Genomic DNA, 14005 nt, shown 5'->3' with positions numbered 1-14005 from the left:
GGCATAAAATGTCATCCGGGAATAAATTACGTTACAATATGCATTATAACAGAGCCTAGCTTTTACTAACCCATTTCATTACAATGTATGAAAATGTAAAACATTGAAAGACATCATGCCTCAAAACGTTTGCCGTTTCAGCTTCAATATCGCCGCATGGCAGGCCTCCTCCAGCAAAATCAGTACGCCGGAGCAATGGCAGGACTGGGCGCAGGGAAAACTCGATACCGCCTCACTGCCGGAGTGCAAACCCGCGCTCTCCTTTTTACCGCCAATGCAACGCCGCCGCCTGGGAAAAGCGGCACGCTTGGTTTGCGATGCCGCATGGAATCTGGCCGACCAATATCCTGAAAGCGTCCCGGTGTACGTTTCGCACGACGGCGAAAGCAACCGCAGCTTTGAATTGTGGCAAGAGCTTTTGAACACGCATACCGTGTCGCCGACCTCATTCGGCCTGTCCGTCCACAACGCAACGATTGGGCAATGGTCGATGTTGCGTAAAGACATGAGTGAGCATACTGCCTTGGCCGTTGCCGCCGATTCCTTTGAAACCGCGCTGACCGAGGCATTTGCGCTTTTGCAAGACGGCGCGCCATCCGTTTTAGTGATTGTCGCCGATGATCCGTTGTCCGAAGACTATCCCGTCTTGGCTACACGTGCGCCGTTTGCCTATGCATTGGCACTGGTAATCACAAAGGGCGAAGACTATACCTTAAGCTTGGAAACCGCATCCGCAAGGCCGTCTGAAAACCTTAACGATACAACAGTCGAGCCCTATTGGAGCAGCTTGGAGTGGGTACGCTTCCTGCTTTCAGACGGCCGACAACACACGCAACACTATATCGGTAGAAACTGGCACTGGCAGAAAAACGCATGAAGACTTTAGACTATTTCCGTCGCTTTTTTGCCACACTCTTCGGCTTCATCCTCTTCGGCGTTGCAGGCGTATTGTTCAAAATCGCACTCTTGCCCTATACGCTCAAGTCCACTAAAGGCGAGATCAAACGCCAACTTGAAGCAAGACGCATGATAGGCAAAGTTTGGCGTTTCTTTGTCGGCTACCTGCAATGGTCAGGCGTATTGAGCGTCCGCTTCAACGGCTTGGAAAAACTCGGCAGACCCGGTCAGCTCATCCTTGCCAACCATCCCTCGCTTTTGGATGTTGTTTTACTGATCAGCCACTTCCCCGACCCGAACGTGTTGGTCAAAAAAGACCTGCTGCACAACCCCAGCATGAAAAGCCAAATTATCGCTTCAGGCTACATCCCCAACGACGAAAGCATGGAAATGTTGGAAGAAATCGACGCCGTATTCAAAAGCGGGCAAAGTATGCTGATTTTCCCCGAAGGCACGCGCACAGGTTGGGACGGACAGGTTAAAATGCACCGCGGCGCCGTATCGCTCGGTTTGCGCAGCGCATCGGTCATCACGCCCGTGTGCATCAAGATGACGCCGCCCAATTTCAAAAAGGGGCAACCGTGGTACAAAATCCCACCACAAAAAATTCATTATGAAATTACCGTCGGCGACGACATCCTGCCGGAAGAATGGCTGGCGGAAAAACCCCTGCCCATCGCCGCAAGGCGTTTAAACGAATACCTGCAAGACTATTTTACAAGGAAAACCACATGAGCAATTTAGAAAACCAAATCAAACAATTAATCATCGACAGCTTAGGTCTGGAAGACATTACCGTTGCCGACATCGGCAGCGAAGATCCGCTTTTCGGCGACGACGGCCTGGGTCTGGATTCGGTTGATGCATTGGAACTTGGTTTGGCCGTACAAAAAACCTTCGGCTTCCAGCTCGACGGTGAAAACGACAACCTGCGCGAAAACTTCGCCAACGTCAAAACACTGGCCGAGTTCGTCAAGAGCCGCCAAGCATAAGGGAGAGAGAAGATGACCGAACAAGAAGTACGCACCCTGCTGACCGATGCACTGGTTAACCTGTTTGAAATCGAACCGGAACGCATCAAACCCGAAACCAACCTCTACGAAGATTTGGAAATCGACAGCATCGATGCCATCGACCTTATCGACCACATCAAACGCGAAACCGGCCGCAAACTGCAAGCCGAAGACTTCCGCAATGTGCGTACCGTAGAAGACGTGGTTCAAGCGGTTTTGAAAGTACAACAAGATTCCTGATTTTGCTTTGAATCAGCATATTTTCAGACGGCCTTGTCAATCCGCAAGGCCGTCTGAAAATCAATCGCAACCATGAAAATATTAGGAAAACTCCTACTGACCCTTGCCAGCCTCGCGTATCCGCTCCTATGGTATTACGGCAGGGAAAACGGCGCATTTTTCTGGCTTGCAGCGGCCATGTGTGTGTTATGGCTGATACGCGCCGCCATGCCGCAAACCACAGCCCAACGCATTACGGCGATTATCCTTGCCGCTTTTTTTGCGGCGGTACTGGTTTTCAGACGGCCTGACTCGATGTATTGGTATCCCGTCGCCGTCAACGCGCTGATGCTTGCCGTTTTCGGCGGCAGCCTGTTTGCCAAACAAACCGTTATCGAACGCCTCGCCCGACTGCAACACCCCGACCTGCCGCCCGAAGGCGTGCGCCACACCCGGCGCGTTACGCAAATCTGGTGCGCGTTCTTTATCTTAAACGGCGCAACCGCCGCCATTTTGGCAGGCTTGCAATATTACGATTGGTGGGCGGCTTATACCGGCATCGTGTCTTATGTGTTAATGGGAATCTTATTTGCCGGAGAGTGGGTATATCGGAAAGCCGTATTGAAGGTGTAGGTCGTCTGAAAAGCATCATATACATGCTTTTACCTTACCTTCCATTACAAAAATGATGATTACAATCTATACCAATCACTGATTATCTTGATTTTTGAAATCACAATATTTGCTATCCACCATTATGGAAACTATAAAAGAATTACTATCCAATTTTTTAAAAGTGCAAGAGGAAAAAATAAAAACTCCTACATTTATTACATTTTTCATTGCTTTTTTGGTATTTAAGATATGGATTTATTGGAAACCAATTAGTATTTTTCTACTTTCTACAAAAACAATTGAAGAAAGAATTTTAGTAATAGACAATAAAATTAATTTGATTGAACAAAATTTTAGCACTCATCCCCTTTGGCTAAGCTTTTTATTTGCCTTAGCTATAACAATTATCTACACAATCTTATTTCCTCTTATACAGCTTGGTGTTAATGTAATTCTTTCCTGGGTAAAAAAGAAAAATTTTAATATCAAAGCCGATATAGAAACTGAAATTAGAAAAAGAAAAATAGAAATTGAAAAGACAGAGCAAAAATTTAGAGATTTACAAAATAAAAATGCCACTGACAGAAGCCTTAATGATCAGTTGCGTGACAAAGATTCTCAAATAAACAATTTATTAGAAGAAATGAACAGAATATCAAAAAATCATAACAATCAAATAGATAGCCTTAAAGAAATACATAGTAATGAAGTAGGAAGTATTCATGCAGACTATGAAAGAAAAATCGAAGATTTAAAAGCTGAATTAGAAGAGAGAATTTCATTGATGCAGGCTCAAGCACAAATTGATTATAACGAGATGATGCACAAACACGATGAACAGCTTTACCTCATCCAACAAGAAGCAAACTCTGAAAATAATAGACTATTTAATGAAAATGAGAATTTACGCTCCGAAATAGAGCAACTTAAATCTAAAAGCTCTTCATAATTTAATTATTAATACATTTTTCGATTATTAACCCATGCACCTAACCCAAATCCTATCCCCCAACCTACCCCAACAAGACCTTATCGCCACCCATCCGAATTGGACACGTGCTGATTTCAACCGTGATGTTTTCCGGCTGTCAGGTCGTCTGAAAACGGCAAACGTGCAAACAGCCGCGTTGTGGTTTGACGATGCCGCGCTGTTTGCCTGTGCCGTGTTGGCAGTATGGTATTCTGGCGGAAAGGTTTTATTGCTGCCCAATTTGGCGCAAGACAATTTGGAATGGGGAAAAACGGCAGAAGCGTTTTTAACGGATTCAACAGATAAAAAGCTGTCTTCAGACGGCCTGAATATCTGGCACTTGCCTGATGTATTAACTCAAACAGAATCGGAAGCGCTGAGCACCTATCCTGAAAACCATCTGATTCCCGACCAAGCCGAAGCGTGGCTGAAAACATCAGGCTCCAGCGGCGAAGCGCAGATTATTGTGAAAACCGCCGCGCAAATGCAGGCAGAAGCCCTGACTTTGGCAAATACGCTGCCATTTGGACAACACGGTGAAACCGTGGTCGGCAGCGTGATTCCGCAACACCTTTACGGCTTCACATTCCGCTTCGCACTCGCGCTGACAATGGGTTGGACTATGGAACGACAGCAGGCGGTTTATCCGGAAAACCTGCTTTCCAGCACGGCCGCACATGATAAAGTGGTTTGGATTGCCAGCCCGGCCGTACTCAACCGCTTGGGAGAAAACCGCAACTGGCAAAGTATCGGCCATAAAATTACAGGCATTGTCTCGGCCGGCGGCGCATTGCCTGCAGCCACGGCGGATTTGCTGCAACAAGCCGCCGTCCGCCCGTTTGAAGTTTATGGCAGTACCGAAACCGGCGTGATTGCCTCACGTTGCGAACGCCAAGAATGGCAGCCTTTCGAAGGCGTGGAAATCGGGCAAAACGAAGAAGGCGCACTTTGGGCTTCTTCGCCTTGGTCGCCCGAACGCCGTCAAACAGCCGATTTGATCGAGCCGCAAGATGACGGTTTCCTGTTACTCGGTCGCCAAGACCGTATTATTAAATTTGAGGACAAACGCGTGTCGCTGACCCAAATCGAACACGAACTTTTACAACATCCTTGGATTGCCGACGCCCATTGCGGCCGTCATCCGCAACATCAACGCATTGCCATATGGGCGGCATTGAACGCAGACGGTATCGCCGCCTTACGCGAGAAAGGCCGCGCTGCGGTCGCCGATACGCTCAAACGCCACCTAGCCGCCACGCAGGACACCATCGCCCTGCCGCGCTACTGGCGTTTTACCGACAGCCTGCCGCGCAACGCCCAAGCCAAAATCGCCGCGGCGGATTTTCAGACGGCCTTTACCGTTGCCCAAACTTCGCCCGTTTGGTCGAAAACATCATCTGACGATGAAACCAATAGCGAAACCTTCATCGGCCGCGTGCCTTTGGATTTGGTTTATTTCGGCGGCCATTTTGCCACCTTCCCGCTGGTTCCCGGCGTGGTCGAGCTGCAATGGGTACGCAACCTGATCGCGCCCCAGCCATGGGGCAAACAGCGCATCATCCGCATCGAAAATCTAAAATATCAGCAGTTTATCCGTCCTCACGATGAAGTGTCGGTAGAGCTGAAATACGATGAAGGCAAAAACAAACTGAGCTTTAAAATCAACAACGGAGAGCATCCGTGTGCATCAGGACGGATTGTGTTTGAGGCCGTCTGAATATACCTATTAACTTTTTAGTGGAAAACCAACAATATGCAACTCTTCCCCGCCCTAGAACAACGCTACTCCCACGAACACCAGTCCGCAGGCGAGGCTCAACGTCTGGCTCAAGAAATCGCTTTTGCACCGATTGTGTTCCAAGTTTCCCGCCTGATGATGAAATTTGGCATTCTGGACCTGCTGAACGACCATCCAGACGGCCTCACTCAAGCCGAAATCGCTGAAAAAGCAAAAATCAGCAACTACGCGGCACAAGTCCTGCTGGAAGCTTCGCTATCCATCGGCACTGTCTTGACTCGCGACAACCGCTATTTCATCAGCAAGGCCGGTTGGTTTGTCCTCAAAGACAAAATGGCCCGCGTCAATATGGATTTCACACAAGAAATCTGCTACCAAGGCATGTTTGATTTGGAAAAAACCCTACAAACTGGCAAGCCCGAAGGCCTGAAAGTATTCGGCGACTGGCCGACCATTTACGAAGGCTTGTCTTCCTTGCCAAGCATCGCGCAGGAAAAATGGTTTGCATTCGACCATTATTATTCCGACAACTCCTTCGCCGAAGCACTCAACACCGTGTTCGCCAAACCGGTTAAAAAATTGCTCGATGTCGGCGGCAATACCGGCCGCTGGGCGGAGCAATGCGTCAACCACAATGCCGAAGTCGAAGTAACCATCATGGATCTGCCGCAACAAATCGGCTTGATGCGCGAAGCGACCAAAGGCAAAAACGGCGCAGACCGTATCCATGCCCATCCGGCCAACCTGCTTGATCCTGAAATTCCGTTCCCGACCGGTTTTGACGCGATTTGGATGAGCCAATTCCTAGACTGTTTCACCGAAGAACAAGCCACCAGCATTCTTCAACGCGCCGCTGCATCCATGAGCGAAAATACCAGCCTCTACATCATGGAGCCTTTCTGGGACAGACAACGCTACGAAACCGCCGCCTACTGCCTGACCATGACCAGCCTGTATTTCACTGCCATGGCCAACGGCAACAGCAAAATCTTCCATTCTGAAGACCTGATCCGTTGCGTTGAAAAAGCCGGATTGAAAGTAGCGGAAATTTCAGACGGCATCGGCCGCGGACACAGCATCTTGCGTTGCGTTAAGGCCGTCTGAACATCATCTTTTAAACCCTAAAAAGCAACCGACCCCAACAGCCATTGCAGCTATCGGGGTCGGTTTGTTTTTGGGTGTCCGCCTTAAAACATCAGCCGCGCAACATCCATACTGCGCACGCTAACGCAATCGCTACCACCAAAGCGGCAAGCAGTTGTCCCATTCCGGCCAATTTAGGCTGCTGGGCATCGATGGTTTTATAGCCGTTAATCATCGGCGTAATCAAATCCTGTTTTTTCACAAAGCGGTACAGCAAAACAGCCGCGATATGTACGCCCGCCAAAACAGCTAAAACATTAAAGAAATTGACATGGATTTTTCGCGCCAGCGTACCGGCGTGTTCGCTGACCAAATGATTCAAAAAACCGGAATTGGTAAACGTATTTTCATCGGCGGCAAATAAGCCTGTGGCCGTCTGAAAAACCAAGGCGGCCAATAAGGCGATGACCATCAGCGCGCCCAAAGGATTGTGGCCGACGAATTCGTTTTCAGACATTTGGCCTTGCGTGTAGCGGCGGATTTCGGAAAAAGGACGCACAAATCGGCTGAATTTTGCCGTATCGCTGCCCCATATCCCCCAGCACAAGCGGAAAGCCACCAAAGCCAGCATCAACAAGCCGCCGCGCAAGTGCCATACCAGCATATCGCCGCCTTGGGTTGCGCTGTACCACATAAAACCCATCAATAACACCAAGAGCCAATGGAACAGGCGCGTAGGTGCGTCCCAAACTTTTATTTTTTGCTTCATTACCTTTTACTTTCTGATTTAAAATTAAATTTCTTATCTTGGAAGGTTACGCCATGCAGCCCATCTACACGCTTCCCGAATCGCTTCAGGCCTTTCAGACGGCCTTAGCATTTCCCGACGTATTCCGCCCCCGTGTCCAAGAGTCGCACAAAGGCACATACGGCACGCTTGCCATTATCGGCGGTGCAACGGGAATGAGCGGCGCAGTGGTTTTAGCAGCCACAGCCGCCATGTATCAAGGGTGCGGCAAGGTTTGGGTGGGTTTCAACCAAGCCGCGCTGCCTTTTGCCATCATTCCCGAACGCCCTGAAATCATGCTTGCCACTGCGACCCAACTGATGGAGCGCAACGATGTCAGCGCACGGGTAATCGGCTGCGGATTCGGTCTGGACGGATTATCGGAGAAGCTGCTGCCCAAAATCCTGTCGACACACCATGACCGGCCTTTATTGCTCGATGCAGATGCCTTGACACTGCTGGCCCGTTCTCCCGAATTGGCCGAACGCCTCAAATCGTACAAACATATCGTCCTGACACCGCATCCGGCCGAAGCCGCCCGCCTACTCGGTACCGATACCCAATCAGTTCAAGCCGACAGACAGAAAGCCGTAACCGAAATCAGCCAAAAATATGGCGCAACTGTCGTATTGAAAGGCCATCATACATTAGTTGCCGCAACTGACGGCATGGTCTATACCAACACCAGCGGCAATGCCGGTTTGGCCACCGCCGGCAGCGGCGATGTCTTAAGCGGTATGATCGGCAGCCTGATGGCACAAGGCATTCCGGCATTCCAGGCCGCTTGTGCCGGCGTTTGGCTGCATGGCGCGGCAGCCGATGTCATCAAACACAGCAGCCAAATCGAAACCGGGATGCTCGCCGGAGAAATCGCACCTGCCGCCCGATGGCTGCGCAATATTTTATCAAAAGAGTAATACCGCCTATATCATAAATACAAATTACAGGCCGTCTGAAAATCAATCTCTATTTTCAGACGGCCTAGTTTATTTTTAAGTCATTTTGCAAATTAAGGTTAAGGCGTGTATCCTTGATTTCCCTTAAAAACAACTTCACAACATATTATTATGAGTATCCTCAATAAAATCAGCAACTTTATTGGAAAAACATTTTCCCTTTGGGCGGCACTCTTTGCCGGCATCGCTTTTTCCGCACCCGACACCTTCAAATGGGTCGGCCCTTACATTCCTTGGCTTCTGGGCATCATCATGTTCGGCATGGGCTTGACGCTCAAACCTTCCGACTTCGATATTTTGTTCAAACGCCCCAAAGCCGTCATCATCGGCGTGATTGCACAATTCGCCATCATGCCGGCAACCGCCTATCTGCTGGCCAAGCTGTTGAACCTGCCTGCCGAAATCGCAGTCGGTGTGATTTTGGTCGGCTGCTGCCCTGGCGGTACTGCTTCCAATGTAATGACTTATCTGGCGCGCGGCAATGTGGCTTTGTCGGTTGCCGTTACATCGGTTTCCACCCTGATTTCCCCATTGCTGACCCCTGCCATCTTCCTGATGCTTGCCGGTGAAATGCTGGAAATCCAAGCGGGCAGTATGTTGATGTCCATCGTCAAAATGGTTTTGTTCCCCATCGTTTTGGGCTTGATTGTCCATAAAGTCTTGGGCAACAAAACTGAAAAACTGACCGACGCACTGCCACTGGTTTCCGTTGCCGCCATCGTGCTGATTATCGGCGCGGTTGTCGGCGCCAGCAAAGGCAAGATTATTGAAAGCGGCCTGCTGATTTTCGCGGTTGTCGTACTCCACAACGGCATCGGCTATCTGCTCGGCTTCTTTGCCGCCAAATGGACCGGCCTGCCTTATGATGCACAAAAAACGCTGGCCATCGAAGTCGGTATGCAAAACTCGGGCTTAGGCGCCGCGCTTGCCGCCGCACACTTTGCCGCCGCGCCGGTTGTTGCCGTTCCCAGCGCATTGTTCAGCGTGTGGCACAATATCTCCGGCTCGCTTCTGGCAACTTATTGGGCAGCCAAAGCCGATAAAAATAAAGAATCCTAAACGCCTTTAATCATCAGGCCGTCTGAACAGGCATAAACGAAATCAACGATTTCTGCCTAAGCTGTTCAGACGGCCTTTATTTTGAAATCAAGCAGGATTATTGCTTGGCTGCTTCGATTTGGATATTGATGTTTACTTTTTTGCTCATGCCGGCACTTACCAGATAATCCAAGCCCCATTTGGTACGGTCGATGGTGGTGCTGAAGTCGCCGCCGCACACTTCTGCTTTTGCCATCGGGCTTTGGTAGCAGTTGAATTTATCGGCTTTGAGTTTCACCGGTGCAGTTTTGCCGTTCATGGTCAGGTTGCCGTCAACGGAAAGCAGTTTTTTGCCGTTGAAATTGAATTTGGTGGATACAAAACGGATTTCAGGGTATTTGTCCGCGTTGAAAATATCGGCAGATTTCAAGTGTTGGGTAAAGTGGTCAGAACCGGTTTGCAGTTTGGACAAAGGCAATACGATATCGATAGCGCCTTGGCGTTTGGCACGATCAAATTCCAAATTGCCGGTCAAACCATAAATACCGCCGACGTTGGTGCTGGTGTTGAAATGGTCGATGGCAAAGCGGGCATTGGCATGGAATTCGTCCACTTTATAAACAGCAGCGGACGCAGCGGAAGCCAACATGGCCGAACACAATGCAAACATGATTTTTTTCATCGTCTTATCCTTAAAAGTGTGAGAAGTTCCCTATCATATCATTTTTTGATGCCAACATCTTTTGCAAATGAGAAAGACAACGTTTCATCCTAAGAAAACTTCAGGCCGTCTGAAAAAGTGAGCAGCAAATTCAGGTGAAGCAAACACAGTTTAGTTTTATTACAAAATAGCGTGCTTCATTGCTCGTAATTGGTATAAAATACCAAGTTATTTCTACAACGGGCCGCCAAACTACCAGCCTATTTCAGACGGCCTCAGCATAAAACAAAGGAACAAAAATGCCTGAATACCGCTCCAAAACCTCTACCCACGGCCGCAATATGGCAGGTGCGCGCGCATTGTGGCGTGCGACCGGCGTCATGGAAACCGACTTCGGCAAACCGATTATTGCCATTGCCAACTCCTTCACCCAATTCGTCCCAGGCCATGTGCACCTGCACAACATGGGCCAACTGGTTGCCCGTGAAATCGAAAAAGCCGGCGGCATTGCCAAAGAATTCAACACCATCGCCATTGACGACGGTATCGCCATGGGCCACAGCGGTATGCTCTACTCCCTGCCCAGCCGCGACCTGATTGCCGACTCCATCGAATACATGGTGAACGCCCACTGCGCCGACGCACTGGTGTGCATTTCCAACTGCGACAAAATCACCCCGGGCATGCTGATTGCCGCCATGCGCTTGAATATTCCGACCATCTTCGTTTCCGGCGGCCCGATGGAAGCCGGTAAAGTTATCGGCGTGGCCAATATTCAGCCCGAACGCCGTTTGGACTTGATTGACGCCATGATCGAATCGGCTGACGACAATATCAGCGACAGACAAGTCGAAGAAGTCGAGCAAAACGCCTGCCCGACCTGCGGCTCCTGCTCCGGTATGTTTACCGCCAACTCTATGAACTGCCTGACAGAAGCACTCGGCCTTTCCCTGCCGGGCAACGGCTCCTACCTTGCCACCCACGCAGGCCGCAAAGAATTGTTCCTCGAAGCCGGCCGCATGATTGTCGAAATCACCAAACGCTACTACGAGCAAGACGACGAAACCGTGTTGCCGCGCAGCATTGCCACCAAAAAAGCGTTTGAAAACGCCATGACCATGGACATCGCCATGGGCGGCTCTACCAATACCATCCTGCATTTGCTCGCCGTCGCCAACGAAGCGGGTGTGGATTTCAAAATGGCCGACATCGATCGCCTGAGCCGCGTTGTACCTTGCATCTGCAAAACTGCGCCAAACAATCACGACTACTACATGGAAGACGTGCATCGCGCAGGCGGCATTTTCGCCATCCTGAAAGAATTGGACAAGGCAGGCAAACTGCACACCGACGTGTACACCATCCACGCGCCGACCCTGAAAGATGCGATTGAAAAATGGGACGTGACCAACCCTGAAAACACCCATGCCATCGAGCGTTTCAAAGCCGCGCCCGGCGGCGTGCGCACCACTCAGGCGTTCTCGCAAAACCGTATGTGGAAAACCCTCGACCTCGACCGTGAAAAAGGCTGTATCCGCGATGTCGAACATGCCTACTCGCAAGACGGCGGCTTGGCAGTATTGTTCGGCAATATTGCAGAACGCGGTTGCGTGGTAAAAACCGCAGGTGTGGACGAGAGCATCCTCAAATTTACCGGCCGCGCCCGCGTGTTTGAAAGCCAAGAAGACGCAGTCGAAGGCATTTTGGGCAACCAAATCGTCGCCGGCGACATCGTCATCATCCGCTACGAAGGCCCTAAAGGCGGCCCGGGCATGCAAGAAATGCTGTACCCGACTTCTTACCTGAAATCCAAAGGTTTGGGCAAAGCCTGCGCCCTCCTGACCGACGGTCGCTTCTCCGGCGGTACTTCTGGCCTGTCCATCGGCCACGCCTCGCCTGAAGCGGCAGAAGGCGGCGCCATCGGTTTGGTACACGAAGGCGACACCATCGAAATCAACATTCCAAACCGCAGCATCCACCTTGTCATTTCCGATGAAGAGCTTGCCGCGCGCCGTGCCGAGATGGAAGCACGCGGCAGCAAAGCGTGGAAACCGGAAAACCGCGACCGCTACGTCTCCGCAGCCCTGCGTGCCTACGGCGCGATGGCGACTTCCGCCGACAAAGGCGCAGTACGCGACGTATCGCAAATCGAACGTTAATTAACCTGACTTTAAGGCCGTCTGAACGCTTCCAAGTGTTTCAGACGGCCTTCATTCAAACGGACCAATATGGACAAATTCATTTTAGCGATGATCGGCATGGCCATTGCCCTGTTGATTATTATTGGCAGCGGGTTTGTCGCTGTCGAATATTTCAAATCCCACCCTGAAGCATTCCAAGTCAAACCGCCATCAAAATAATCATTCAGCGGCATGAGTCTCAAGGGGAAAGAGCCGCAGCTCAAGGCCATCTGAACGCAGTACATATAATGAAACACATTCTTTACTGGCTGAGTGGTTTCGCCGTCGCCCTCGGCATATTCCAATACTACGAAACCCACCGCTATTCCGAAGACCAGCTCATCTACGCCCAAGCGCCGCAAAATCGTACTGCCGTTGCCGATTTTGACGCCTTGGCGTATTTAAACTTCCTCCGCACCTCAGCCAATCTGCCCGCACTGGCGCACTCGGCCACTCTCGAACACGCCGCGCGCAATCATGCCCGCTATCTGCTGCAAAACCCTGACGACGGACATGACGAACACAATACACGCAATCCCTTTTACACGGGCCAACGCCCATCAGACCGCACGCGCAAAGCCGGTTATGCCTATAAAGGCGTACACGAAAACGTCAGTACCGGCCAGCACCCACCAAACGAAAAAATCAACGACCACCTACCTGCCCAACATCAGCTGGACAACCTGATGACGGCGATTTACCACCGTTTCTCCTTGCTTGATCAAAATATCGACGAAGCCGGTGCGGCATTTGAATCTCAAGGCAAACAAATCGCGTTGAGCATCAATCAGGGCGACAGCAGATTCAACAGCCTCTGCCAAAAAAACCGCCCCCTATCCGACCTCAGCCGTTCGTTTTATCAAGATGCCTGTCATGGTCATGCCATTGTTTATGCGGCCGAAATTTCCAACCGCAAAACCCGGCCTTACATCACCTATCCGCAAGGCAATTTCGCTTCGCCGGTTTTCCATGGCGAGCGTCCCGACCCTATGCCGCATTATGAAATGACCGGCAATCCGGTCAGCATCGCCTTCTCCGAACAATCGCCTCCGGTCAAAATGCGTTCGTTCAAACTGTATCAGGACACAAAAGAAATCAAAGACGTCAAAATCTTAGATAAAGATAATGACCCAAACCGCCTCCTGACCGAACGCCAATTTGCGCTGTTTCCTTTACAGCCCTTGGAATACGACACCGACTACCGTGCCGTGTTCCAATACCGTCAAAACGGAAAAAACAGAACGGCCGAATGGACATTCAGCACGCAAAAACCCGATTATCCTTATTTCATCGTCAAAGGCGGCGAAACGCTGGCCATCGAATCCGGACAAAAATATTTTATCCATTGGCAGGATTTTTGGTGCTTGAAGCAATGCGAACGCTACAACTACCGCATGAACCGCGACACCCAACTCGACATCATCGAGCGGCAGGCCGGCGGTATCATTATCCGTGTCAACGGAAGCAAAGGCAGCAGCATCCGCTTAATGCCCGAAGGCGAAGACAGGCGCGCCATTACACTTTATTTATGGAAATAAAGCCGTTTTCAGACGGCATGAAGCACCAAAAAACTGATAAAATACCGCCTCACCACCCTACGGCAAGCTATCTAACATGACCAAACATCCGCAAACAGCAGCCAATACCCGCTATGCCTTTGCCAGCATTGCCGCCATGTTGGCCGCGTTTTTACTGTTCGTTGCCGTCATGTTGCTGCCTTTGGGGCTGACGGCGGACACCCAAGTGAGCCTGATACGGTTTTCACTCTACGCAATCGTGCTGTTTGCCGTACTTGGCGGTATTTTTTCTGTACGCGTTGCCTATTTGCGTAAAAAGAACGGAGCATGA

16 protein-coding genes are annotated in these 14005 nt (G+C 50.3%); 14 read left to right on the top strand and 2 right to left on the bottom strand.

Annotated features, from left to right (window positions below):
* The first annotated feature begins 115 nt into the window (after positions 1 to 115).
* From RRV97_RS02340 to RRV97_RS02305, 8 genes are all read left to right on the top strand, one after another.
* Complete coding sequence (locus tag RRV97_RS02340; RefSeq protein WP_315611849.1) at positions 116 to 877, top strand: beta-ketoacyl synthase chain length factor; 762 nt, start codon at positions 116 to 118, stop codon at positions 875 to 877.
* The gene (locus tag RRV97_RS02335) at positions 874 to 1632 is read left to right on the top strand and encodes a lysophospholipid acyltransferase family protein (RefSeq protein WP_315611848.1); all 759 of its coding nucleotides are present in this window, start codon (positions 874 to 876) and stop codon (positions 1630 to 1632) included. The genes RRV97_RS02340 and RRV97_RS02335 overlap by 4 nt, the downstream gene beginning before the upstream one ends.
* Positions 1629 to 1889, top strand: a complete 261-nt coding sequence (locus RRV97_RS02330; protein WP_003680822.1) for a phosphopantetheine-binding protein — start codon at positions 1629 to 1631, stop codon at positions 1887 to 1889. Before RRV97_RS02335 ends, RRV97_RS02330 begins: the two co-directional genes overlap by 4 nt.
* 12 nt (positions 1890 to 1901) lie before the next feature.
* The gene (locus RRV97_RS02325; RefSeq protein WP_003680823.1) at positions 1902 to 2150 is read left to right on the top strand and encodes an acyl carrier protein; all 249 of its coding nucleotides are present in this window, start codon (positions 1902 to 1904) and stop codon (positions 2148 to 2150) included.
* A 72-nt stretch (positions 2151 to 2222) separates the two neighbouring features.
* On the top strand, positions 2223 to 2762 hold the full coding sequence (locus RRV97_RS02320; RefSeq protein WP_315611847.1) for a hypothetical protein: 540 nt from the start codon (positions 2223 to 2225) through the stop codon (positions 2760 to 2762).
* 124 nt (positions 2763 to 2886) lie between these two features.
* Positions 2887 to 3693 (top strand): hypothetical protein, encoded by an 807-nt coding sequence (locus RRV97_RS02315; protein WP_315611846.1) that lies wholly within the window; start codon positions 2887 to 2889, stop codon positions 3691 to 3693.
* 34 nt (positions 3694 to 3727) lie between these two features.
* Positions 3728 to 5431 (top strand): AMP-binding protein, encoded by a 1704-nt coding sequence (locus tag RRV97_RS02310; RefSeq protein ID WP_315611845.1) that lies wholly within the window; start codon positions 3728 to 3730, stop codon positions 5429 to 5431.
* A gap of 36 nt (positions 5432 to 5467) precedes the next feature.
* Positions 5468 to 6556, top strand: a complete 1089-nt coding sequence (locus tag RRV97_RS02305) for a methyltransferase (protein ID WP_315611844.1) — start codon at positions 5468 to 5470, stop codon at positions 6554 to 6556.
* A gap of 91 nt (positions 6557 to 6647) precedes the next feature.
* On the opposite strand, the gene RRV97_RS02300 is transcribed toward RRV97_RS02305, so the two are convergent.
* Positions 6648 to 7304, bottom strand: coding sequence for a cytochrome b/b6 domain-containing protein (locus tag RRV97_RS02300; RefSeq protein WP_315611843.1), 657 nt, complete (start codon positions 7302 to 7304; stop codon positions 6648 to 6650).
* 53 nt (positions 7305 to 7357) lie between these two features.
* On the opposite strand from RRV97_RS02300, the gene RRV97_RS02295 reads away from it, so the two are divergent.
* Complete coding sequence (locus RRV97_RS02295) at positions 7358 to 8239, top strand: NAD(P)H-hydrate dehydratase (RefSeq protein ID WP_315611842.1); 882 nt, start codon at positions 7358 to 7360, stop codon at positions 8237 to 8239.
* A gap of 150 nt (positions 8240 to 8389) precedes the next feature.
* Positions 8390 to 9337 (top strand): bile acid:sodium symporter family protein, encoded by a 948-nt coding sequence (locus RRV97_RS02290; protein ID WP_070843204.1) that lies wholly within the window; start codon positions 8390 to 8392, stop codon positions 9335 to 9337.
* Between the two features lie 97 nt (positions 9338 to 9434).
* Here the strand turns inward: RRV97_RS02290 and RRV97_RS02285 are convergent, their stop codons facing one another.
* The gene (locus RRV97_RS02285; protein WP_315611841.1) at positions 9435 to 9998 is read right to left on the bottom strand and encodes a YceI family protein; all 564 of its coding nucleotides are present in this window, start codon (positions 9996 to 9998) and stop codon (positions 9435 to 9437) included.
* 278 nt (positions 9999 to 10276) lie between these two features.
* Here RRV97_RS02285 and ilvD point away from each other — a divergent pair, with 278 nt between their 5' ends.
* The 4 genes from ilvD (at position 10277) to RRV97_RS02265 (ending at position 14005) form a co-directional block, all read left to right on the top strand.
* Positions 10277 to 12136, top strand: coding sequence for a dihydroxy-acid dehydratase (gene ilvD / locus RRV97_RS02280; protein WP_315611840.1), 1860 nt, complete (start codon positions 10277 to 10279; stop codon positions 12134 to 12136).
* Between the two features lie 69 nt (positions 12137 to 12205).
* Complete coding sequence (locus tag RRV97_RS02275; protein WP_315611839.1) at positions 12206 to 12337, top strand: hypothetical protein; 132 nt, start codon at positions 12206 to 12208, stop codon at positions 12335 to 12337.
* 68 nt (positions 12338 to 12405) lie between these two features.
* The gene (locus tag RRV97_RS02270; protein WP_315611838.1) at positions 12406 to 13695 is read left to right on the top strand and encodes a CAP domain-containing protein; all 1290 of its coding nucleotides are present in this window, start codon (positions 12406 to 12408) and stop codon (positions 13693 to 13695) included.
* A 76-nt stretch (positions 13696 to 13771) separates the two neighbouring features.
* Positions 13772 to 14005 (top strand): hypothetical protein, encoded by a 234-nt coding sequence (locus RRV97_RS02265; RefSeq protein WP_003679719.1) that lies wholly within the window; start codon positions 13772 to 13774, stop codon positions 14003 to 14005.

Origin of the sequence: Neisseria sp. DTU_2021_1001991_1_SI_NGA_ILE_055 (genome assembly GCF_032342915.1) — a bacterium.
In the GTDB taxonomy this organism is placed as follows: Bacteria; Pseudomonadota; Gammaproteobacteria; order Burkholderiales; family Neisseriaceae; genus Neisseria.
The sequence above is the reverse complement of the archived record's forward strand: the minus strand, read 5'-3'. Positions and strand labels throughout refer to the sequence as shown.

Excerpts from the sequence above, each read along its gene's own strand:
- RRV97_RS02330 (WP_003680822.1), top strand. The coding sequence starts at position 1,629 with ATGAGCAATTTAGAAAACCAAATCAAACAATTAATCATCGACAGCTTA.
- RRV97_RS02320 (WP_315611847.1), top strand. The coding sequence starts at position 2,223 with ATGAAAATATTAGGAAAACTCCTACTGACCCTTGCCAGCCTCGCGTAT.
- RRV97_RS02265 (WP_003679719.1), top strand. The coding sequence starts at position 13,772 with ATGACCAAACATCCGCAAACAGCAGCCAATACCCGCTATGCCTTTGCC.
- ilvD (WP_315611840.1), top strand. The coding sequence starts at position 10,277 with ATGCCTGAATACCGCTCCAAAACCTCTACCCACGGCCGCAATATGGCA.
- RRV97_RS02290 (WP_070843204.1), top strand. The coding sequence starts at position 8,390 with ATGAGTATCCTCAATAAAATCAGCAACTTTATTGGAAAAACATTTTCC.
- RRV97_RS02295 (WP_315611842.1), top strand. The coding sequence starts at position 7,358 with ATGCAGCCCATCTACACGCTTCCCGAATCGCTTCAGGCCTTTCAGACG.
- RRV97_RS02340 (WP_315611849.1), top strand. The coding sequence starts at position 116 with ATGCCTCAAAACGTTTGCCGTTTCAGCTTCAATATCGCCGCATGGCAG.
- RRV97_RS02335 (WP_315611848.1), top strand. The coding sequence starts at position 874 with ATGAAGACTTTAGACTATTTCCGTCGCTTTTTTGCCACACTCTTCGGC.
- RRV97_RS02315 (WP_315611846.1), top strand. The coding sequence starts at position 2,887 with ATGGAAACTATAAAAGAATTACTATCCAATTTTTTAAAAGTGCAAGAG.
- RRV97_RS02325 (WP_003680823.1), top strand. The coding sequence starts at position 1,902 with ATGACCGAACAAGAAGTACGCACCCTGCTGACCGATGCACTGGTTAAC.
- RRV97_RS02305 (WP_315611844.1), top strand. The coding sequence starts at position 5,468 with ATGCAACTCTTCCCCGCCCTAGAACAACGCTACTCCCACGAACACCAG.
- RRV97_RS02270 (WP_315611838.1), top strand. The coding sequence starts at position 12,406 with ATGAAACACATTCTTTACTGGCTGAGTGGTTTCGCCGTCGCCCTCGGC.
- RRV97_RS02275 (WP_315611839.1), top strand. The coding sequence starts at position 12,206 with ATGGACAAATTCATTTTAGCGATGATCGGCATGGCCATTGCCCTGTTG.
- RRV97_RS02310 (WP_315611845.1), top strand. The coding sequence starts at position 3,728 with ATGCACCTAACCCAAATCCTATCCCCCAACCTACCCCAACAAGACCTT.
- RRV97_RS02300 (WP_315611843.1), bottom strand. The coding sequence starts at position 7,304 with ATGAAGCAAAAAATAAAAGTTTGGGACGCACCTACGCGCCTGTTCCAT.
- RRV97_RS02285 (WP_315611841.1), bottom strand. The coding sequence starts at position 9,998 with ATGAAAAAAATCATGTTTGCATTGTGTTCGGCCATGTTGGCTTCCGCT.